Raw genomic sequence first — 21765 nt, 5'->3', positions numbered from 1 at the left:
TTCGCCATGGTGGGTTGCCCTCGCACCCGTCGTCGCCTATTTCTTCGAACGATCCCGCTTCTCCCGCACCCGCACCGAGATGCGGACCGGCGAGCCGTCGAAACCGAACTCCTCGCGCAACCTGCGCTCCAGGAAGCGCCGGTAGCCTGCCTCCAGGAAGCCGGTGGTGAACAGCACGAACGTGGGCGGCCGGGTGGTCGCCTGGGTGGCGAACAGCACGCGGGGCAGCCTGCCGCCGCGCATCGGCGGCGGGGTCGCCGCGATCACTTCCTTCAGCCAGGTGTTGAGCCTGCCCGTCGGAATGCGCTTGTCCCAGGACTCGAGCGCGGTTTCCATCGCGGGCACCAGCTTCTGCACCGCGCGGCCGGTGTGCGCGGAGATGTTCACTCGCTGCGCCCACGGCACCCGGACCAGCTCGCGGTCGACCTCACGCTCCAGTTGCAGCCGACGATCCTCGTCGACCAGGTCCCACTTGTTGAACGCCAGCACCAATGCCCGCCCGGAATCGGCGACCAGGCTGATCACCCGCAGATCCTGTTCTGTGATCGGCTGCGAGGCGTCGACCAGCATGATCGCCACCTCCGATGCCTCCAGCGCCGACTTGGTGCGCAGCGAGGCGTAGAACTCGGTGCCGCTGGCATTGGACACCTTGCGGCGCAACCCGGCGGTATCGATGAACTTCCAGACCTTGCCGCCCAGTTCGACGAGGGAGTCGACCGGGTCGACCGTGGTGCCCGCGACATCGTGCACCACGGAGCGCTCGTCGTTCGCCAGCTTGTTGAGCAGGCTCGACTTGCCGACGTTCGGCTTGCCGACCAGCGCCACGCGACGCGGGCCGACGCCGCCGGTTCCCTCGCGCGGAGTCTCGGGAAGCATCTCGAGCACGTCGTCGAGCAAGTCGCCGGTGCCACGGCCGTGGGCGGCGCTGACCATGCGCGGCTCGCCGAGTCCCAGCGACCACAGCGCCGCCGCTTCCGCTTCCACCCGCTGGTCGTCGACCTTGTTGGCGACCAGGATCACCGGGACGGCGGAGCGGCGCAGCTTCTTCACGGCCGCCTCGTCGGTGGCGGTGGCGCCCACCACCGCGTCGACTACGAGCAGGATCGCGTCGGCGGTGTGCATGGCCAGTTCGGCCTGGCGGGCCACCGATTGCTGCAGGCCCTTCGCGTCGGGCTCCCAGCCGCCGGTGTCCTGGACCAGGAAACGCCGACCCGCCCAGTTCGCCTCGTAGGACACGCGGTCGCGGGTCACGCCAGGAATGTCCTCCACGACCGCCTCGCGGCGGCCGAGGATGCGGTTCACCAGCGTCGACTTGCCCACGTTCGGGCGGCCGACCACGGCCAGCGTCGGCATCGCGACGTGCGCCGCGTCCTCGAATTCGCCCTCCAGGTCGGCGAGTTCCCAGTCGGCTTCGTCGCTCCAGACGCCGTCGCCTGCGAGTACGTCCCCACTCATCGGTCCCCTCCGGCTCCACACGTCGAGACCTGCTGCGCGACAACGCGATACAGCTCGTCGATAACCTCGTCCATGGACAGTTCGCTGGTGTCTACCGGTACCGCGTCCTCGGCGGGGCGCAGCGGGGACACCTTGCGGGTCGAGTCGAGGGTGTCGCGGCGCTGCACGTCGGCGAGCACGCCCGCGTAGTCGTCGCCCCTGCCCTCGGCGATGTTCTGCTGATTGCGCCGGTGCGCCCGCGCCTCGGCGGACGCGGTCAGGTAGATCTTGGCGTCGGCGGCGGGCAGCACGACGGTGCCGATGTCGCGTCCCTCCACCACGATCCGCCCCGCGGCCGCCGTGATGTCGCGCTGCATGGCGACGAGCAGCTCACGCACCTCGGGCACCGCGGAGACCGCCGAAACCGCCTTGGTGACCGCGTCGCCGCGAATCTCCGACCGCACATCCTCGCCGTCCAGCTCGATCACCTCGCGGCTGGGATCGGTGCCGATGGACAGCGGCAGCTCCTTGACCGCGGCGCCGATGGCCGCGGAGTCGGTCAGTTCGATGCCCGCCCGCAGCACGCGCAGCGTCGCCACCCGGTACATCGCGCCGGTGTCGAGGTACCTGGCGCCGAGCCGGGTGGCCAGGCGCCGGGACACGCTGGACTTCCCGGTACCCGACGGCCCGTCCATGGCGACCACCAGCGGGCTCGGACCGGCCAACCGCGCCGGCGCCTGCACCGGGATCTCCACACCGTTCACAACGACACCGCCTCGTAGAGTTTGCCGATTTCATCGCGGCCGAGTACGCGCAGCGTGCCGGGCCGCTGGTCGCCCAGCGCGACCGGGCCGATATGAGTGCGGACCAGCCGGATGACCGGATGACCCACCGCGTCGAGCAGGCGGCGCACGATGTGCTTGCGCCCTTCGTGCAACACCACCTTCACCAGAGAACGTCCCTCCCCCAGCTCGAGCACCTGGAAACGGTCCACCTTGGCGGGACCGTCCTCCAGCTCCAGGCCTTCCTTCAACCGCTTGCCGACCGCGCGATTGTTGACCTCGCCGTGCACCGTCGCCAGATAGGTCTTGGAGACCTCGAAGGACGGGTGCATCAGCCGATGCGCCAGATCGCCGTCGTTGGTGAGCAGCAGCAGGCCCTCGGTGTCGGCGTCGAGTCGCCCGACATGGAACAGCCGCTGACCCGCGGCGATACGCTCGGCCACGATGTCACCGACGCAGGGGCGCCCCAGATCGTCGGACATGGTGGACTGCCAGCCCTTGGGCTTGTTCAGCGCGACGTGCACCAGTTCCTCGCGCACCACCACGCGCGTGCCGTCGACGCGCACCACCGCGTGCTGCGGGTCGATACGCAGGCCCTGCTCGCGCACGATCATGCCGTCGACCTCGACGCGGCCCTGCGCGATCATCTCCTCGGCGGCCCGGCGCGAGGCCACGCCCGCCTTGGCGAGAACCTTCTGCAACCGCTCCCCCTCGCCCCACGGGAGCTTGGTGTGACCGCCGGACGAGTCCGGCTCCACGTTCTGGTGGCGCGCGGGCTTGGCGTTGCTCAGCAGCGGCGGCGGCGCGACCTGCCGCTGCGGCTTGGGCTTCTTCTTGCTCGCGGCCGCGTGCCGCTGCGGGTTCGGAACCGGGGCGGATCCGCGTCGGTCCGCTCGGCCCCCGCCGCCCTGCTGGGCGCCGCGGGCGGCGATACCCCGTTGGGCCGAACGAGCGTCGCGTGAGCTGGAGTTGCGGCTCGCGCCGCCTCGTTCGGGCTGTGCGCCGCGTTTCCTACGATCCGGTGTGCCATCTCGGCGAGCGGGCGTATTCATGGTGTCCTGTCATTCTTCGGTGCCGAGGTCCAAATCGGCCTCGGCGGGTTTCCTCAACCTGGTGTACCGGGGGTCCGTCTCCAGGCTCTCGTTGATCTCGTCGATCAGGTCGACGCCCGGAAGCAGGGGCGCCAGGGGTGGCAGATCGCTCAGCGAAGCGAGTCCGATCCGTTCCAGGAACAGCTCGGTGGTGCGGTACAGCGTCCCGTTGGTCTCCGGGTCCACGCCTGCCTCGGCGATCAGACCCCTGGCCAGCAGGGTGCGCATCACCCCGTCGACGTTCACGCCGCGGACCGCGCTGACCCTGGTCCTGGTCACCGGCTGACGGTATGCCACCACCGCCAGCGTCTCCAAGGCCGCCCGGGTCAGTTTCGATCGGGAGCCGTCGAGCAGCATCCGCTCCACATACGGCGCGTACTCGCTGCGAGTATAGAAGCGCCAGCCGTCACCGACGAAACGCAGATCTATCCCACTGGATCGCGCCGAGAGCTCAGCGGACATTTCACGCAGGGTCCGCTCGACGCGTTCGGTGCTGTCGCCCAATGCGGCCGCGAGCTGGTCTACCGGCGCGGGAACGTCCACGACCAGCAGCATGGCCTCCAGCGCCGAACGGAAATCGGCGTCCGCGAGCGGTTCGGGGGTGAGTTCCACCACTGCCTCACTCACGACCGCGCCTCACCGGAGTTCGCCTCCGCCGTGCGCGAACGCGCGCTGTGCTCGCTCACCCGTAGTCCTCCTCGATAGTCACGGTGTCCACCTGTTGCGCGGCCTCGTCGCCGATCCAGCTGACCGCCAAGGGACCGAGCGGATCGGGCTGATCGAACTCGATCGTCTTGCCGCGATACAGCTCGAGCAGCGCCAGGAAGCGGGCGACGATCTGGACCGGTACCTCGCAGTCGGCGACCAGCTCGCCGAAGGATGTCCACGCACCCGCACCACGCTGTTTGAGCCGCTCCAGCACCAGTGCCGCCTGCTCGGCCACCGAGATCGCGTGCGTGTGCAAGTGGTCGAGCCCGACCTTGGGTACCGGACGGGGCCGGAAGGCCGCCGCGGCGATCGCGGCGAACTCGGCCGCCCCGACACCAAGCCTAACCTCGGGCAGCAGACCGGCGTAGCGCTCCTCCAGGCCGACCGCGCGCGGATAGCGGCGCAGCGCGGCCGCCTCCAGTTCGCCGAGCAGTTCGGCGACCTGCTTGAACGCGCGATACTGCAGCAGCCGGGCGAACAGCAGGTCGCGCGCCTCGAGCAGTTCGAGGTCCTCGGCGTCGGTCATCTCGCCGGACGGCAGCAGGCGCGCCGCCTTCAGATCGAGCAAGGTGGCGGCGACGACCAGGAATTCCGTGGTCTGGTCCAGGATCTTGTCCGCGCGCAAGGTGTTCTGCCGCGCCATGTTCGCGGTCAGCGCCTTGGTGTAGGCGATGAACTCGTCGGTGACCTTGTGCAACGCCACCTCGGTGACGTCCAGCTTGCGCGAACTGATCAGGGTGAGCAGCAGGTCGAACGGCCCCTCGAAGTTGCTCAGGCGCAGCCGGAATCCGGACGCGTGCGGCTCGGCCGTCGGCTGTTCTTTCGCCTCCGACGTGCCGGGCGAGGGATCGGATGCGTCCGATGTGTGGGGCGGAAAGCCAGAGGCGTCCGACCCGCCGGGCGTAGCCGACGGACGGCCACGTGCATCCGGCACGTCTGACGAACGGCCCGGTGCGTCCGGCACGTCAGCGGGCCGATCGCCCACTGTCTCGGAGTTCTCCCGCGCGACATCCTCGGTGGGCTGCGTGGATGGTTTCGGAGACGGTTCGTCCGCGCTGTCCCGTGCCGGGGAGGCCTCCGCCTCCGGTGCGGGCCGGGGCGTGGCGCCTCCGACGACGGCCGGGTTCGCGCGGCGGGGGGCAGCGTCCCGGCCTGCGGCGATGAAGGCGGCGGCCGCGTTGCCGAGTGCGGGACCCCGCCCAGGGCCGGCCGGGTCCGGCCCACGAGAATCGGACGCGCGGTCGTCCGGCGTGGATGTCGATCCCGCCGCGGAAGACCCTTGGCCGGACGGGTTGTGGTGGGACGCAGACGAAGGGTCCGAGTGGCCGGTCACCGGCCGGATCGGTGGATGACTTCCCGAGCCATCGACCGATACGCCTCGGCGCCACTGGATTTCGGCGCCCACGTGGTGATCGGCTCGCCCGCGACGCTGGCGTCCGGGAAACGGACGGTGCGCGCGATGGCGGTGTCGTAGACCAGGTCACCGAACACCTCGACGACCCGCGCCATGACCTGGCGGGAATGCAGCAGTCGAGAGTCGAACATGGTGACCACTATTCCGTACAGGCTCAACCGCGGATTCAACCGGTCCCGCACCTTCTCGACGGTGTCGTTGAGCAGCGCGAGCCCGCGCAGCGAGAAGTACTCGCATTCCATCGGGATGATCACGCCGTCCGAGCAGGCCAAGGCGTTGACCGTGAGCAGACCGAGCGAAGGCTGGCAGTCGATGAGGATGTAGTCGTAGCGGTTGCGGATCGGCTCCAGCGCGCGGCCGAGCGACTGTTCCCGGCCCACTTCGTTGACCAACTGGATCTCGGCGGCGGAAAGGTCGATATTGCTTGGCAGCAGGTCCATGTTCGGGACCCTGGTCTGCATCAGCACGTCGTCGATCGACACCTTGGAACCGATGAGCAGGTTGTGCACGGTCAGGTCGAGATCGTGGTGGGCGACGCCGAGACCCGCCGACAGCGCGCCCTGCGGGTCCAGGTCGACGAGCAGGACGCGACGGCCGTATTCGGCCAGTGCGGCACCGAGATTGATGGTGGAGGTGGTCTTGCCGACGCCGCCCTTCTGGTTGCACATGGCCACGATCAGCGCGTCACCGTGCTGGCCGACCGGCGGCGGGTCCGGCACCAGCCGCAACGGCCGTCCGGTCGGGCCGAGCGTCGCGTCCTCCGGGACCGGCTCCACTCCATGGCCCCACAGCGTTTCCGCCGCGGCGTCCGAGTACGGACCCGGTCGCGAGCCCGTAAGCGGCTCCGCCCCAGCACCCATCGGCGGCTCTGCCGCGCCGGCTGTCGTCACGATCCGCTGCTCCTTATACGTCCTTGCCGGTTGCCTCGCCGAGCGTAGCGAGGCCGATCGGTGCCGACCTCGCTTTCGTGCGGTCCAGCTCTCGATAGACGCTACCGCTTGACGGCACTCGAGTGCCGCGCCTGCGCGCGGCGTGTTCGTGCCGCGCTGGTCAGCGCCACTGCGGTCCGCCATCGAAATGAACGTCGAACCGGTCGTGCAACTCGTTCATGCTGTCCCAGTCCGCCTCCCCGCGTGCGATCCGGCCGAGTTGCCGGAAGTACTCGAAGCGGACGATACCGGGTGTGAGCACAGCCAGAAACTCGGCGGGCCCTTCGGCGGTGGCCCCGAAGGCGTGCACCGTGCCCGGCGGAACCACCACCAGACCACCTTCGCTCACCGCGGTTCTGGCGCCGTCGACGAGAAAATCCATTGTGCCGCCCAGCACATAGAAGATCTCGGTCGACTTCGTGTGATGGTGCGGCCGGGTGCCGTCCGCACCCGCGGCCAGGGTCAGCCGATTGGCGCCGAAGAGCCCTTCGGAGTTCTCGCTGTCCTCCAACAGCCGGAAGGAGCCGCCGCCGGGCAACGGAATCGCCTCGACATCGGACTCGTGGACGATGAAAGACTTTGCCATGCAATTCACCTCGCGTTGTGGTCGGGAACCGAGCCGTCGGTGACAGCACCGCGCTCACCCGGCGAACCAGCACAACCGGACTACAGTCCACTTTGTTCCGTCACATCGCGCACGCGAAGTTCCCGACGCGTGCAACGGATTACCGGGCGCGGGGATGCGCGGTGGCCCAGACCTCGCGCAGGGTGTTGACCGTCACCAAGGTGTAGATCTGGGTCGTGGTCACCGAGGCGTGGCCCAGCAATTCCTGCACCACCCGCACATCGGCGCCGCCGTCGAGCAGATGGGTGGCGAAGGAATGGCGCAGGGTGTGCGGTGACACCGCGGCCGCGATGCCCGCGCGTTCGGCGGCGGTGTGCAGGACCTGCCAGGCACTCTGCCGGGACAGCCGGGCGCCGCGTACATTCAGGAACAGGGCTCCCGCGTTGGCTTTTCCGCGTGCGGCGAGCACGGGCCTTCCCCGCACCAGATACGCGTCCACGGCGGCGAGCGCGGGCCGCCCGATCGGCACAAGACGCTGTTTCCCGCCCTTGCCGCGCAGGACGACCGCCCGTTCCTCGATGTCGAGATCATCGACGTCCAGCCCGACCGTTTCCGAGATCCTGGCGCCGGTGGAATACAGCAATTCAAGCAGTGCGCGGTCACGCAGGCCGCGTGGTCCGCCGTCTACGCCCGCAGCGGGATCCCCTTGGCCGCCGCCCGCCGCCTCCAGCAGTTTCAGCACCTGGTCGTAGGGCAGCGCCTTGGGCAACCTGCGCCCCGGCGCGGGCGGCTTCACCGCGTGCGCCACATCGGTGTCGGTCAAACCCTCCGCGGCGGCGAAGCGATGCCAGCCGCGCACCGCGATCAGCGCGCGGGCCACCGAACTCGCCGCCAGCGGCGGGTGCCCGGGGCCGCCCGAGCGCAGCGCCATGGTGAACTCCGCGACGTCGGACTCGTCGACCCGGTCGAGCGAGCCGATGCCGCGCCCGGTCAGGAAGTCCAGATACCGACCGAGATCACGCCGGTAGGCGTTCAGGGTGTTGGGCGCGACGCCGCGCTCGACGGTGAGGTGGTCGAGATAGGTGTCGAGCTCGCGACCGAGCACCTCCGGTCAGTCTTCGGACTTCTGGGCCGCCTTGCGGCGGAGGAAATCCGTCGGCTGCCCGTCCCATGGGGCGTCCGGCGGCCGCGGTTCGATGCCGTCCGCCCGCGCGGCCGCCAGGGCGAGCACGCCGGCGACCGCGGTGGCGTTGACGATCTCCCCGCTCAACGCCGCGCGGACCGCCGCGTCGACCGGCATGCGGACCACTTCCAGGTCCGCCTCCTCGAATTCCGGCTCCGGACGATCGGTTTCGTACAACCCGCGAGCCAGGTAGATCCGCAACGCTTCGTCGGTGAACCCGGGCGAGAGCGCCACGTCCACCAGGACCGCCCATTCCCGGGCGGCCAGCCCGGTCTCCTCGGCCAGCTCACGACGCGCCGCGAGCAGCGGGTCCTCCCCGGGCACGTCGAGCAAACCGGCGGGCAGTTCGAGCAGCCGCCTGCCGATCGGATGACGGTACTGGTTGATCAGCACCACGTTGCCGTCGTCGTCGATCGCGGCGACCGCGACGGCGCCGTGGTGCTCGATCACCTCGCGCTCGACGACCCGGCCACCCGGCATCCGCACCTGGTCGAGCCGCAACGCGAGGATCGCGCCGCTGTAGACGGTTCTGCTGGATTCGATCTCGAAGTCGTGGCTGCCCGGCTCGGCAGCGCCCCCGTTGGTCATGCCACTACGCCTGTTCCGCCGCACCCGCCAGTTCTTCGCCCGGAATGTCCACCGGAAGTCGTTCGGCCGCTTTGTATTTCAGCGCCGCCGAGATGAGCGCCGCGAACAGCGGATGCGGGCGGGTCGGCCGGCTCTTCAATTCAGGGTGCGCCTGCGTGGCGACGAAGAACGGATGCACGTCGGCGGGCAGCTCGACGAACTCGACCAGGTGCCCGTCCGGCGAGGTGCCGCTGAACTTCAAGCCGCTCTCGGCGACCTTGTCGCGATAGGCGTTGTTCACCTCGTAACGGTGGCGATGACGCTCGGAGACGTGCTCGCTGCCGTAGGCCTGGGCGACGACCGAGCCCTTCTCCAGGGTCGCCGGGTAGGCGCCGAGCCGCATGGTGCCGCCGAGGTCGGCCTCACCTGCCACGGCCTGCTCCTGGTCGGCCATGGTGGAGATGACGGGGTGCGGCGTGTCCGGTTCGAATTCGGCCGAGTTGGCCTCCGCCAGCCCCACCGTGCGCGCCGCCTCGATCACGACGCACTGCAATCCGAGACACAAGCCGAGCAGCGGAATGCCGCGGGTACGCGCGTAGTGGATCGCGCCGACCTTGCCCTCGATGCCGCGGATGCCGAAGCCGCCGGGAATCAGCACGGCGTCCACGTCGCGCAGCGCGTGCTGCGCGCCCGCGGGAGTCTCGCACTCGTCGGAGGGCACCCAGCGGATGTTCACCTTGGCCCGCGAGGCGAACCCGCCCGCGCGCAGCGCCTCGGTGACCGAGAGGTACGCGTCGGGCAGATCGACGTACTTACCGACCAGCGCGACCTCGACCGTCTCGCGCGGCGCGTGCACCCGGTCGAGCAGGTCGCCCCACACCGTCCAGTCCACGTCGCGGAACGGCAGGCCCAGCCTGCGCACCACGTAGGCGTCCAGGCCCTCCCGGTGCAGCACCCGCGGGATGTCGTAGATCGACCGCGCGTCCGGCGTGGAGATGCAGGCGTCGACCTCGACGTCGCACATCAGCGCGATCTTGCTCTTCAGCCCTTGCGGGACCTCACGGTCGCAGCGCAGGATCAGCGCGTCGGGCTGGATGCCGATATTGCGCAGCGCCGCCACCGAGTGCTGGGTCGGCTTGGTCTTCAGCTCCCCGGAGGGCGCCAGGTAGGGCACCAACGAGACGTGCAGGAAGAAGACGTTGTCCCGGCCGACGTCGTGGCGGATCTGGCGGGCGGCCTCCAGGAACGGCTGCGACTCGATGTCGCCGACGGTGCCGCCGATCTCGGTGATCACCACGTCCGGCGTCTGGCCCTGCAGATCCGGGCCGCGCATCGCGAGGATCCGGCTCTTGATCTCGTCGGTGATGTGCGGGATCACCTGCACCGTGTCGCCGAGATACTCGCCGCGGCGCTCCTTGGCGATGACCGACGAATAGATTTGCCCGGTGGTCACGTTCGCGTCGCGGGACAGGTCCCGGTCGAGGAAGCGCTCGTAGTGGCCGACGTCCAGGTCGGTCTCCGCGCCGTCCTCCGTCACGAACACCTCGCCGTGCTGGAAGGGGTTCATCGTGCCGGGATCGACGTTCAGATACGGGTCGAGTTTCTGCATCGTGACGCGCAGCCCACGCGCCGTCAGCAGCTGACCGAGGCTGGAGGCGGTAAGACCTTTACCCAATGAGGAGGCGACACCACCGCTGACGAAGATGTGCTTCGTGTCCGTTCGCGCCTGAATCCGTGTTTGACCCACGGGTCTTCACGGTAACACGAATCCGCCCGTCCGTTCGAATGCCACGCGCGTTTGCCCGCCGATCGCGGGACATCGATCAGAGCCCGCGCGGCCGGACTGTGGGGCGCGTCTCGTCGCGGTCGCCGACGTGCGGAGGAAGCGGGTGCCGCGACGCCCGTGATAGCGATCGATCCGGGCCCGGCGCGCGCATCCTCCAGTTGCCCGACGACAGTCTTCCGGCTGGTCAGCCAGGCACGACGGCCAGTGTGAGCGAGGCGGCCTTGGCGCCGGTGCCGTATCGTCCGGCGCCCCCGTTGAGCTGTTCGGTGAGCGCGAGCGCGGTCGTGACCCGGCCGAGCTCGCGCTCGACATTGTCGACGGTGCTCACCTGCGCCGCGAGCGCCGCGTCGGAGCGGACCACGGCGATCGGCCCCTGCCCGTCGGCGGCGCCCGCGCGACCGGCGAGCACCACTCCCGCACCCCGGCCGCGCAGAGCGCCCGCGAAGCGCGCGGTATTCGAGCCGACGCCGTCCCGGGCCGCGGCGGCGCCATCACCGGTGATCACGACCGCGATCTGCGCGGGTCGCACCGGCGTGTCGCCGTAGGCGAGGAAGCCGCCGCCGCGCAGGGTCTCCAGCACCAGCCCGAGTTCCTCCGGGGTGCTCCGGGTTTGCCCGTTGGCCGGATCGAGCAGCAGTACCAGGCCGAGCAGATCACCGGCCATGCTGCCCTGGTCCACCGCGCCGGTACGCAGCTGCGCCCCGGCCGGGATGACGTTCGTGACGGCCGTGCGCATCCGATCGCCTTCGCTGCCGTCGGCGAACGCCTCGGTGAGCGCGATCCGTCCCGTGACGCCCGCGCCCGCGGCCGCGAGCGCTCTGGTCACCGCGTCGACGTCCCCGGGATCGGCGTCCGGGGTCGTGAACACGACGACACTGCGGTCGGCCAGCGCACCGCCGAGAATGCGGCCCGACGAACCGGCGATGAACCGGTCGGCGGCCGTGGTCTGCTCGTCGAGCAGGCGGTTCCGCTCGGTCAGTGCGTCGACCTGCTGCCGCAGGTCGGCCTTGTCCGCCCGCAAGCCCGACAGCAGATCCGCCGCGAGCGTCTGGGATCCGAGCACCACACCGATCGCGAGCGCGAGAAAGATCGCGACGATCGAGATGGCGTGCTGGCGCATCGAAATCATCGTTCTCCTCAGAATTCTCGAGCTCCGACTTGCCCCTGCGCCCACCGCGCGAAGCGGTTCCAGTTGTCCACACCCCAGTCCAGGACGTCGCCACCGCTGTTGGACGCCAGCAACACGACGATCACCGCGACCAGCGCGGCGAGCACCACCAGCGCGACGGCGACTCCGGACACGCGGTTGCGGTACAAGGTGGCCACCGCCTTGGCGTCCATCAGCTTCGTGCCCACCTTGAGCCGAGTCAGGAAGGTGGCCGGATTGCTGTCGCGGCGGCCCCGGTCGAAGAAGTCGTCGAGCGAGGCGGGCGCTCCCGCGGTGACGATCAGCGCGGCTTCGTGATGCTCGGCCAGCAGCAGCGCAAGATCGGCGGGCGAACCGGAAGACGGGAAGGTCGTCGCGCCGATGCCGAGGTCCTGGATGCGTTCGAGGCCCTTGGCGTGGCCATCGGTGTCGGCGGGCAGGATCACCTCGGCGCCGCACTTCATCGTCGCGGTGGTGATCTCCTCCGGATCGCCCACGATGACGTCGGGCCGGTATCCACGCCTGCGCAGAGTGTCCGCGCCGCGCCCCACCCCGATCAGGATGGGGGCGTATTCCTTGATGAACGGCTTGAGCCGTTGCAGATCCTCCGCGTGGTCCGGTCCGTCGGCGACGACCACCACGTGCCGTTGCTTCATCACCAGATCCAGTTCCGGGACGCCGAACCCGTCGATGAGCAGCGCGCTCTCGGTCCGGATGAACTCGATGGTGTTGCCCGCGAAGGCCTCGAGGTGATCGGCCAGACCGTTGCGCGCCTCGATCATCCGCTCCGCGATGGCAGGCCCGGTGAGCTCGATGCCCTCGACGAGCACCTCGGGTTCCTTCTTGATCAGCCGATCGGCGTAGACCACGCCACCGTCGACGCGGACCTTGACACCGTCTTTGATCCGCTTGAACGCATCCGAACTCACCGTGTCCAGCAGCAGGATCCCATGGGACACGAGCGCCTCGGGGCCCAGGTTGGGGTAACGGCCGGAGATGGACGGCGAGGTATTGATCACCGCGCCGACGCGTGCCTCGACCAGCCGGTCGGCGGTCATCCGATCGAGGTCCATCTCGTCGAGGACGACGATGTCGCCCGGCCCGACCCGGCCGAGCAGCCGCCGGGTGTCGCGATCCACCCGGGCCGTCCCGATCAGACCAGGAAGCGTTTCGGTGTTTCTCGACAACAGCGCCGGCATCTTCATGCAGCGATGATGACCGCAAACCCTCAACCATTGGTGGAGGCGCGCCGTCTCACACAGCCCCATTCGATATCACGCTATGTACTGGCAATCCCATTTCGCCGACAACACCGCCGTCACTCGATTCACGAAGTAATCCCTGCATTTGTGTAGTAAGGCAGTGAATTATCCACAAACTGCCGAAGGTCGACCATCAGGCAACCCCCCACGATCGACCCACTCAGCAATCGAGTTGCGAATCCCGCTTCGAGTCACACTGACGGCGCGGCACAGTGCGATTCCAGTACATAGCGAATAGTTCGCTACTCATCACCGGAAGCGATCTGATGCGGAGCGACTTCGCCAGCACGCGAGAACTCACCGCGCCCATCGCTGCGGCGGAGTTCGCGCCTCGATCACCGGTCAGCACCACTTCGCCTGCGGACGGCAGACAGTCCAGCCACTGCCGTCCGGGCGTTGGGTGCGAGACCAGGCCGTTTCGCCAGAGCCGTCGCTCGCACCACTTTCGTCGGGTCGCGGCATGTTCTGCCGGTGATACTCACGCAGGGCATGCTGATGCTCGTTCTGTCGCAGCGGATTCGGGTCGGAGTGTCGGTATCCGAACGGATCGATCTTGTGCCACCCCGTCGAGTCGCCGTGCGAACCCGAACGCCCTGAGTGGTCGGAGCGCGACAAGGACTCCGCGGCAGCGCCGCCCGCCGCGGCGACCGTTCCGGCGGCGAGGCCGGCGACGAGCAGGGCGAATGCGCCCTTCTTCGACCTTTCCCGGCCACCTCCGGTCGCCGAGCCGCGACACCCCGGTCCCCCCGTCGCGATCGTCACCGTAAGAACACTGCGCATGATGGCCCCTTTGCCTCGGCGCTTCCCATGTTCAGCGGAATTCACCCGCCGTTCACTTACTGACTTCAATAGTAGATCACTAAACGGACATTACGGACATTGATTCGCTCGACATCTACACCAGACGCGAAAATCCCTGATACACAACCTTTTGACCGCAGCGAACTACCCATCGCTCCGGGGCCATCCTCGGGTCCGGCAACCAAGATCCGCATCCGTGACTAGATATTTCACGGATATCACCAGTAGATCTGACCGGTTATGCGCTCGACGCCCGTCGTCACAGCGCATCGACTCGGACACTTCGCGCCCGGACGGCAGCGGCGCGGAACACCGGCCACCCGAACGGCTCGCCGCCGATTGTGATGCGGACGACACGATCACCGAGCCGCGCCCGCTGTACCTATATGCTGCCCGTCACACGTAACTGGAAGAGGAGAATTCATGGCCAGCACCACCGTCGACGCCGTCATCGCCGCCCCGCGTGAGGTCGTGTACCGGCTCTTCGCCGACCGCGAGAGCATAAGCCCCTACGTTCCGGTGCAGGTCAAGCTGGTCAAACCCGGCGTGACCGAGCGGGAGGGCGTCGGCGCGCAGCACCTGATCGGCCTCGGCCCGGTCGGTGTCACGGAGGAGATCACCAAGCTCGTGCCAGGTGAGCGAATGGAGTACAAGATCGTCAAGGGCGCGCCGGTGAAGCGGCACGTCGGCATCGTCACCTTCGCCGACGCCGACAACGGCACTCTCGTCTCCTACACGATGGAGTCCGATCCGTCGCTTCCGGTGCCGGCCAAGGTGCTCGAGTTCGGTTTGAAGAACCTGATCGGCCAGTTCATCAAGGGCGCGCAGAAAGCGGTGCGCTGACCCGCGCGCTCAGCGCGTGGCCACCTCGGCGCCCGCTTTCTCGGCGCGCGCCGTCGCCAGCAGTTCCTCCGCGTGTGCCCGGCCGGTCTCGGTGTCGTCGAGACCGGCCAGCATGCGCGCCAGTTCCACCACCCGCTCGTCGTTGGTGAGCGCACGGACGCCACTGTTGACAGTGCCCTTGCCGTCGTCGGATTTGTCGACCACCAGGTGGGTGTCGGCGAACGCCGCCACCTGCGGCAGATGGGTCACCACGATCACCTGGTGGGTACGCGCCAGCCGGGCCAGCCTGCGGCCGATCTCCACCGCGGCTCGCCCGCCGACGCCCGCGTCGACCTCGTCGAACACCATCGTCGCTCCATGCTCGGACCCAGCGAGCACCACCTCCAGCGCCAGCATCACCCGGGACAGCTCACCGCCGGACGCGCTCTTGCTCAACGGCAACGACTGCGCGCCCGAATGCGCGGCCAGCCGGAACTCGGCCTCATCGACGCCTGTGGACCCCGCGTGCAATTCCTTGCCGTCGACAGTGAGCGGCGCCGAGTCCTGCGCGCCCGCGAGCATCGGCCGCACCTCGACCTCCAGACGCGCCTTGCCCATGGCGAGACCACCCAGCTCGGCACTCACCGCGGTCGCGAGCTTGCCCGCCGCCTTGGTCCGCGCGGCGCTCAGCTTCTTCGCCGCCTCCCGCACCCGTTCCGCGGCGGTGTCCACCTCGGCGGCCAGCTTGGCCAGCGCCTCCTCGGAAACGTCCAGCGAGCCGAGCCGGGTGCGCGCCTCCTGCGCCCAAGCCAGTACGCCATCGATGTCCGGCGCGTACTTCCGGGTCAGTGTCTTCAATTCCGCCTGGCGGGTGAGCAGCGAATCCAGCGCACCCGGGTCCGAAGGCAGGTCCGAGAGATACCCGCTCAGCTCGGTGGTCACGTCGACCACCACGGCGATGGCGTCGGCCAGGCGCGGCGCGAGCGCGACCAGCGCCGGATCGTCGGCGGCTTCGATGCGGGCGCGCGCGGCGCCGAGCGCCTCCAGCGCGCCGGAACCGTCCTCGGGCACGTCGGCAGGCCCGGCCAGCGCGCCGTGCGCGGTGGCCGCCGCCTCCCGCAGCGAGTCCAGATCGCTGAGCCTGCGCACCTCGTCGACGATGCGCACGTCTTCGCCGGGTTCCGGCGCGATGGCGTCGATTTCGTTCAACGAGTGCTCGAGTCGCTCGGCCTCGAGCGCCAGTTCCCGGCTGCGAGCGGTCCGTTCGAGCAGTTCGGTGCGGGCGTCGAGCCACGATCGGCGCAGCACCTGGTATTTCCGCAGCAGCGTACCCACCGCGTCGCCCGCGAACTGGTCCAGTGCCGACAACTGCTGGTCGGGGCGCTGCAAACGCAGCTGATCGTTCTGCCCGTGCACGGTCAGCAGGGGGGCGGTGAAATCGGCCAGCACCGAGGCTGGGACGCCGCGGCCACCGAGATGCGCACGCGAGCGACCGTCGCTGCCGACCGTGCGGATCGCGATGACGCTGCCGTCGTCGTCCTGCTCGGCCGCGGCCGCCTCCAGTACCTGCGCGACCTCCGCGCGGGCGGCGTCGTTGACGTCGTCGATGGTGAACCGGCCCTCGACCACGGCACGGGACGCGCCGAGCCGGACCCGGCCCGCGTCCGCGCGCGCACCGCTGAGCAGATGCAGGCTGGTCACCACCATCGTCTTGCCCGCGCCGGTCTCGCCGGTCAGGCAGGTCAGTCCCGCGTGGAACTGCGCGGTCGCCGTGGAAATGACGCCAAGCCCGTCAATCCTGATCTCTGTCAGCACTTGTGCTCTCCGTTCGCCGTCGGCCACGCCAGCCTGTCACGGGCAATTGGAACTTGCGCACCATCCGGTCGGCGAACGGTGCGGAGTCCAGCCGCACCCAGCGCACCGGTCGAGCGCCGCGAACCGCTTCGACCCGTCCACCGCTGGGCAGTGCGAGCGTGCGCCTGCCGTCCAGGAAAACTATCGCATCGTGTCCGGTCGCCACGGACTCGACCGCGATCCGGGAATCCGGGCTGGTCACCAGCGGTCGCGCGAACAGGGCATGGGCATTGCTCGGAATCACCAGCAACGCTTCCAGTTCCGGCCACACCACCGGGCCGCCCGCGGAGAAGGCGTAGGCGGTCGATCCGGTCGGTGTGGAGATGAGGATGCCGTCACAGCCGAACGACGAGACCGGGCGCCCGTCGACTTCCAGCACCACTTCCAGAACCCCCATGCGCGAAGCGTTCTCGATGCTCGCCTCGTTCAGCGCCCATCCGCTGTCGACGACCTCGTCCTCGATCCGCACGGTGACGTCGATGGTCATCCGGTGCTCGATCGTGTAATCACGTCGGACCACCTGCGCGAGCGCCTCGTCCAAGTGCTCGGCCTCGGCCTCGGTGAGAAAACCGATGCGGCCGAGATTGATCCCGAGCACCGGCACCCCGGCCGGGCGCGCCAACTCGGCGGCACGCAGGAACGTACCGTCGCCGCCGAGCACGAGCACCATCTCGCAGCCGACCGCCGCCTCCGCGCTGTGCTCGACCACGCGCACCGGAAAACCGCCCGGCTCGGACTCGAACCGCGTGCTGTCCGCTTCGTCGGCGAGTACACGCAGGCAGATGCCCGCGTCGGCGAAGATCTTCGCCACCCGGTGGGCGGTTTCGATGATCTCCGCGCGACCGGGATGCGACACCAGCAAGATCTCCCGGCCGCAGGGCTCGGCCAGCGCGTTCACTGTGGACCCTCCTCAACCGCACGCTCGACCAGCGCGGCGACCTGCTCACCGTCGTATTCGAACGGCCCGTCGGTACGCAACCACAAGAAGTATTCGACATTGCCGGACGGGCCCGGCAGCGGGCTCGCCACGACACCGGCGGTACGCATGCCCAGTTCCGCGGCCGCGGCCGCCACCGTGCGCACCGCCTCGGCGCGCAACGCGGGATCACGCACCACGCCGCCCGAACCGACCCGCTCCTTGCCGACTTCGAACTGCGGTTTCACCATGGGCAGCAGGTCGGCGCCCGGCGCGGCGCACGCGGCCAGCGCGGGCAGCACCAGGCTCAGCGAGATGAACGACAGGTCGCCCACCACCATTTCGACCGTGCCGCCGATGGTTTCGGGCGTCAGGTTGCGCACGTTGGTCCGATCGAACACCCGGACCCGCTCGTCGTTGCGCAGGCGCCAGACCAGCTGGCCGTAGCCGACGTCGACCGCGAGGACCTCCCGCGCCTCCCGTGCCAGCAGCACGTCGGTGAAACCGCCGGTCGAGGCGCCCGCGTCCAGACAGCGCTTACCCGCTACGGACAACCCGTCCTGCTCGAACCGCTCCAGCGCCCCGAGCAGTTTGTGCGCACCGCGCGAGGCCCACGACACCTCGTCGGGCTCGTCGCGGACCACCAGCGGGGTGCCCGTCTCGACGGCGGTCGCCGGCTTCACCGCGACCGTTCCAGCTATCAGGACGCGGCCCGCGCCGATCAGCTCGACCGCGTGTTCTCGCGATCTCGCCAACCCGCGGCGAACCAGTTCCGCGTCCACCCGCGCGCGCCTGGCCACCTCAGATCTTGTCCACCGTGGCCAAGGCCTGTACCAGCACGTCATGTGCCTGCTCCAGGATGCGAGCGCGACGGGTGATGTCGACTCCGGCTTCGGCGCTGTCGGTCGCGACTCCGCTTCGGCCGGGGAAGTCGAGTTCGGCGAGCAGGCTGTCGACCTCGCCGCGAATTCGATCCGGATCGGCAGGCTCCGGGCGCCCTTGCGCACCCGGCAGGTGCTGACCGGGCAGTGGGGCCCCTGGGCGGGGACCCGGTGCACCGGCGCCCGTACCGGGGCCGTGCGGACGAGGCGTTGGAGTAGTCATCGTGGCGTCAACGCTATCGGATTTCCGAATCGGACGCGCGGACCGTCACAGCTCGCCCCGGGTTGCGCTGAAGCATCTCACCGAGATCGGCTTCCGGCTCGGCGGCAACGACCGCGTGGTTGAGGGCGTCGAGCGAGTCGGCGACATATGTCGGGATCTGCCCGTCCGGGGCTTTCCGGAGTTCGTCCAGCGTGCTGACACCGGTGAGCACAAGCAACGAGTCCAGACCGACACGGTTGGCGCCCTCGATATCGGTGTCGAGGCGGTCGCCCACCACCAGAGCGGAGCGGGAACCGGCCCGGACGAGCGCGTCCTCCAGCAGCGGCGCATACGGTTTGCCCGCGACGATCGGCTCCCGATCGGAGGCGGCGCGCAACGCCGCGACCATCGCACCGTTACCGGGCGCGAGGCCGCGTTCGTTCGGCAGGGTCCGGTCGGTGTTGGCCGCGATCCACAGTGCGTCCGCGCGCAGGGCGTAGGCGGCTTCGGCGAGGTCCGGCCAAGAAGTGTGGGGTGAATGTCCTTGCACCACAGCGGCGGGCGCGTCCCCGTCGAAGCGCCGGATCGGCCGAAGTCCGACGCCGTCCACCTCGGCGGCCAGGTCGTCGGTGCCGACCACCAGCACGTGCGCACCCGGGTCGAGCCGCTCGGCCAACAGCCGCGCCGCTGCCTGGGCGCTGGTCACCACGTCGTCGGTGGATGCGGGAAACCCGAGTTCGGACAGATGCGCGGCCACCACCTGCGGTCCGCGGCTGGCGTTGTTGGTGACGTACACCAGCCGCTGGTCCGCCTGCCCGTCCGCCACCAGCGCTTCCGGCGCCCCTTCGATCACCGCGTGACCGCGATACAACGTGCCGTCCAGATCCAGCAGCAGGGCTCGGTAGCGCTCTCGTAGTCGCTTCACACCACTCTCACTCCGTGTCACCGATCGGCGCCGTGCCGACGCATCACCGCCGGACCCGCCGTCCGCCGAGTCCGAGACACCGACACTACGCCAGCGAGCGGACCGGAAAGACGTGGCGTCAGCCACTCCCGCAGCGTCGGATCACATACCCCGACGGCGGTTTCCGACCAGCGGCCACGTCCTCGGTATGCCCGCGTCCACCGGGCAATTCGCTCCGGACTCGGTATCACCGGGAGCGACCCGGACAGGGGGTGAGGTCATGCAGTCGAAATCGCCTCAGCGCGATGCCGACAGGCTGCACACCCCGAACGATTGAGGTCCGCATGCGCAGTGTTCTTCCGGTGACGATCGCGGCAGGGGGAGCGGGTCGTCGCGGCCCGGCGACCAGAGGCAGCCGGGAAAAGTCGAAGCAGGGGGCATCCGCGCTGCTCGTCGCCGGACTCGCCGCAGGAACGGTCGCCGCGTCCGACAGAGGGCGCATTCGGACGGCCCACGATCCGCCTCGACCGGGCCGAGTCCCGGCGACGACCTCGCGGGACCGGCACAGCATCGGCAACACACCTTCCGGACACCACAGCGCCTCGGGTTGCCCGTAATCCACGAGATGAGCCTGCCGGTTTCTCCGATCGAGACCGCGCCGCACCCGATCCGCCACGACAGACCGCGGAGACAACCCATCGCCCCGGGGCCGAATCGCGGTGATGACCTCGCGGGACCGGCACAGCATGGGCAACACACCTTCCGGACACCACAGCGTCTCCGGTTGCCCGTAATCCACGAGGTGGGCCTGTATGCTCGGCAACTCCGCCATGACGGGCCGTCGAGGGTAGCCCGCCTCCGCGGCTGCGATCGCAGGTTCAGATGTCGGTGTCGCCCGTGAGTTCGGCGGCGCGTTCTTCGGCGTCCGTCTCCGCGTCCAAATCTGCGGAGGCGGCGTTCAGGAACCAGGTAAGGCCCTCGTCGGTTCGGCCGGCGGCGACCAAGGCGTCGGCGTAGGCGTAGAAGAGGCGGGCCGCGGCCGAGCCCGTCCGAGACGGGTCCAGATCAGAGGTCTGGAGGGTCACGACGGCCTGGTCGTACTGGCCCAGGTCCATGCGCGCGCCTGCCACGACGATGCGCAGCTCGGCGGCATCGTCGCCGCGCAGGGCGCGCGCCTCGTCACTGCGACCGAGCTCGATCGCGCGCTCGGGACGCCCCAGGCCGCGCTCGCAGTCGGCCATGACCGCGAGCAGTCCCGAGCCACCGGACATCCGGCGCGCGGTACGCAACTCCGACAAGGCCTCCGCCCATTCACCGGCGTGGTAGGCCACCACTCCCGCGGTCTCGCGCACGACCGCGATCCGCCCGGCACGCTGCCGTGCAGCCCTGGCATGCGCGAGAGCGAGCCCGGGATCGTCATCGAGCAGCCGCACCGCCATCACCAGGTGCCGAGCGACCGTCTCCGCATTGCCTTTGTCCAAGCTGAGCAGATCCCGCCGCACGGCGGGGTCGAGATCGGTCGCTTGCACCTCTTCCGGCAGATCGGGTTCTTCCGGCCGCGGCGGGCGGCGGTCGAGCGAACGGCCTCCGCCGACACGAGCGCCTTCGCCGCCCCGGCGGCGTTCCTGCGGCGCCTCACCACGCGGTGCCGATGCCTCGCGGCCCACGTCGCGCCGACCTTCCCGGTCCGGTCCCTGGCGACGGCGATCGTCGTCACGGCGCTGGAAACCGGACTCACCACGCCGTCCGGCGTCGCCGCGATCCTCGAAGTCGCCACGCCGCTTGAACGCACCCCGCTCGCCCGTTTCGCCGCGGCGGGCATCACCTCGATCGCCGAAATCGTCACGGCGACGGTCGGATCCACCGCGCGGGGAATCACCACGACGGAACCCGCCGCGACTACCCGAATCACCGCCAGGGCGGAAGCCACCCCGCGATTCATCGCGCCGCTCTTCGGAATCACTCCGGCGTTTGAAGCCACCGCGCTCACCGGAATCCTCGTACCGCTTGGAACCACCGCGGTCGCCCGGACCGCCTCGACCGGCGGCGCCACGGCCCGTGGGCTCGTCCCGGCGCTGGAAACTCCCGCGCCTGGGCGCGTCACCACCGCGACGAAAACCACCGGTGTCACCGCGACGATCGGACCCGCCGGAATTGTCTCGGCGCTGGAACCCGCCCCGGTCGGACGAACCCTCTCGTGCACCGTAACCGCCCGAATCACCGCGGCGGCCGTAGTCGCCGCGTTCCCCGGAGTCACCTCGACGGTTGAATCCCCCACCGCGGCGGCCCGCGTCCTGGCTGTCGCCTCGCCGGCCGGACCCGGAATCGGGAGCGCCGCGCCGGAAGGGCTTCCGATCGTCGTTTTGTTCCGGCACGGTGCTCCCTTTCTGTTTCGAAAAGTCGATATTGCCCACAGATTCAATCACGTACCAACGGTGGGGCGCGGGCACGGCGGCTTCGCCGAAGCTCCATCAGGTGCTCAAACGACGATAGGGGACCCAGAGTCTGGGTCCCCTA

At 69.3% G+C, this 21765-nt stretch carries 18 protein-coding genes and 1 pseudogene; 1 reads left to right on the top strand and 18 read right to left on the bottom strand.

Annotated elements, in window-relative coordinates; translation table 11 throughout:
- Positions 1–36: 36 nt before the first annotated feature.
- The 12 genes from der to steA all read right to left on the bottom strand — a co-directional run bounded on the left by der (position 37) and on the right by steA (position 12811).
- Entirely contained in the window at positions 37–1455 is a 1419-nt protein-coding gene (gene der, locus ACL03I_RS37090) for a ribosome biogenesis GTPase Der (RefSeq protein WP_412808352.1), read from the bottom strand.
- Positions 1452–2129 (bottom strand): (d)CMP kinase, encoded by a 678-nt coding sequence (cmk, locus tag ACL03I_RS37085; protein ID WP_355080779.1) that lies wholly within the window; start codon positions 2127–2129, stop codon positions 1452–1454. The genes der and cmk overlap by 4 nt, the downstream gene beginning before the upstream one ends.
- A 65-nt stretch (positions 2130–2194) precedes the next feature.
- The gene (locus ACL03I_RS37080) at positions 2195–3268 is read right to left on the bottom strand and encodes a pseudouridine synthase (protein WP_355080742.1); all 1074 of its coding nucleotides are present in this window, start codon (positions 3266–3268) and stop codon (positions 2195–2197) included.
- Positions 3269–3277: 9 nt separating this feature from the next.
- Complete coding sequence (scpB, locus tag ACL03I_RS37075) at positions 3278–3934, bottom strand: SMC-Scp complex subunit ScpB (RefSeq protein WP_355080740.1); 657 nt, start codon at positions 3932–3934, stop codon at positions 3278–3280.
- 55 nt (positions 3935–3989) lie between these two features.
- Complete coding sequence (locus ACL03I_RS37070) at positions 3990–4796, bottom strand: segregation and condensation protein A (protein WP_355080777.1); 807 nt, start codon at positions 4794–4796, stop codon at positions 3990–3992.
- A 548-nt stretch (positions 4797–5344) separates the two neighbouring features.
- Positions 5345–6289 (bottom strand): ParA family protein, encoded by a 945-nt coding sequence (locus ACL03I_RS37065; RefSeq protein WP_379256306.1) that lies wholly within the window; start codon positions 6287–6289, stop codon positions 5345–5347.
- 190 nt (positions 6290–6479) lie between these two features.
- A complete protein-coding gene (locus ACL03I_RS37060; RefSeq protein ID WP_355080736.1) occupies positions 6480–6944 on the bottom strand; it encodes a cupin domain-containing protein in 465 nt (154 codons plus the stop codon).
- Between the two features lie 139 nt (positions 6945–7083).
- Positions 7084–8028, bottom strand: coding sequence for a site-specific tyrosine recombinase XerD (xerD, locus tag ACL03I_RS37055; RefSeq protein ID WP_355080735.1), 945 nt, complete (start codon positions 8026–8028; stop codon positions 7084–7086).
- Positions 8029–8034: 6 nt separating this feature from the next.
- Positions 8035–8694, bottom strand: a complete 660-nt coding sequence (locus tag ACL03I_RS37050) for an NUDIX domain-containing protein (protein ID WP_412808351.1) — start codon at positions 8692–8694, stop codon at positions 8035–8037.
- 4 nt (positions 8695–8698) lie between these two features.
- On the bottom strand, positions 8699–10420 hold the full coding sequence (locus tag ACL03I_RS37045; protein WP_355080731.1) for a CTP synthase: 1722 nt from the start codon (positions 10418–10420) through the stop codon (positions 8699–8701).
- A gap of 223 nt (positions 10421–10643) precedes the next feature.
- Positions 10644–11588: a copper transporter gene (locus tag ACL03I_RS37040; RefSeq protein ID WP_412808350.1), complete on the bottom strand. Its 945-nt coding sequence runs from the start codon at positions 11586–11588 to the stop codon at positions 10644–10646.
- Between the two features lie 8 nt (positions 11589–11596).
- Positions 11597–12811, bottom strand: a complete 1215-nt coding sequence (gene steA, locus ACL03I_RS37035) for a putative cytokinetic ring protein SteA (RefSeq protein WP_355080727.1) — start codon at positions 12809–12811, stop codon at positions 11597–11599.
- 1281 nt (positions 12812–14092) lie between these two features.
- Between steA and ACL03I_RS37030 the strand changes: the two genes are divergently transcribed.
- The gene (locus ACL03I_RS37030; protein WP_355080725.1) at positions 14093–14512 is read left to right on the top strand and encodes an SRPBCC family protein; all 420 of its coding nucleotides are present in this window, start codon (positions 14093–14095) and stop codon (positions 14510–14512) included.
- Positions 14513–14521: 9 nt separating this feature from the next.
- Here ACL03I_RS37030 and recN read toward each other — a convergent pair whose 3' ends face one another.
- From recN to ACL03I_RS37000, 6 genes and pseudogenes are all read right to left on the bottom strand, one after another.
- Positions 14522–16306 carry a DNA repair protein RecN gene (gene recN / locus ACL03I_RS37025; RefSeq protein ID WP_355080724.1) on the bottom strand — a complete coding sequence of 595 codons (1785 nt, stop codon included), beginning with the start codon at positions 16304–16306 and terminating at the stop codon, positions 14522–14524.
- Complete coding sequence (locus ACL03I_RS37020; protein ID WP_355080722.1) at positions 16284–17243, bottom strand: NAD kinase; 960 nt, start codon at positions 17241–17243, stop codon at positions 16284–16286. Before ACL03I_RS37020 ends, recN begins: the two co-directional genes overlap by 23 nt.
- On the bottom strand, positions 17240–18061 hold the full coding sequence (locus ACL03I_RS37015) for a TlyA family RNA methyltransferase (protein ID WP_355080720.1): 822 nt from the start codon (positions 18059–18061) through the stop codon (positions 17240–17242). Before ACL03I_RS37015 ends, ACL03I_RS37020 begins: the two co-directional genes overlap by 4 nt.
- Before the next feature lies 1 nt (position 18062).
- Positions 18063–18365, bottom strand: coding sequence for a hypothetical protein (locus tag ACL03I_RS37010; RefSeq protein WP_355080718.1), 303 nt, complete (start codon positions 18363–18365; stop codon positions 18063–18065).
- A gap of 13 nt (positions 18366–18378) precedes the next feature.
- The gene (locus ACL03I_RS37005; protein ID WP_412808349.1) at positions 18379–19269 is read right to left on the bottom strand and encodes an HAD-IIA family hydrolase; all 891 of its coding nucleotides are present in this window, start codon (positions 19267–19269) and stop codon (positions 18379–18381) included.
- An 857-nt stretch (positions 19270–20126) separates the two neighbouring features.
- Positions 20127–21191 (bottom strand): annotated as a pseudogene (locus tag ACL03I_RS37000) (tetratricopeptide repeat protein); the annotation flags it as partial.
- Positions 21192–21765: the final 574 nt, after the last annotated feature.

Origin of the sequence: Nocardia sichangensis (genome assembly GCF_047200615.1) — a bacterium.
GTDB lineage: Bacteria > Actinomycetota > Actinomycetes > Mycobacteriales > Mycobacteriaceae > Nocardia > Nocardia sichangensis.
The sequence above is the reverse complement of the archived record's forward strand: the minus strand, read 5'-3'. Positions and strand labels throughout refer to the sequence as shown.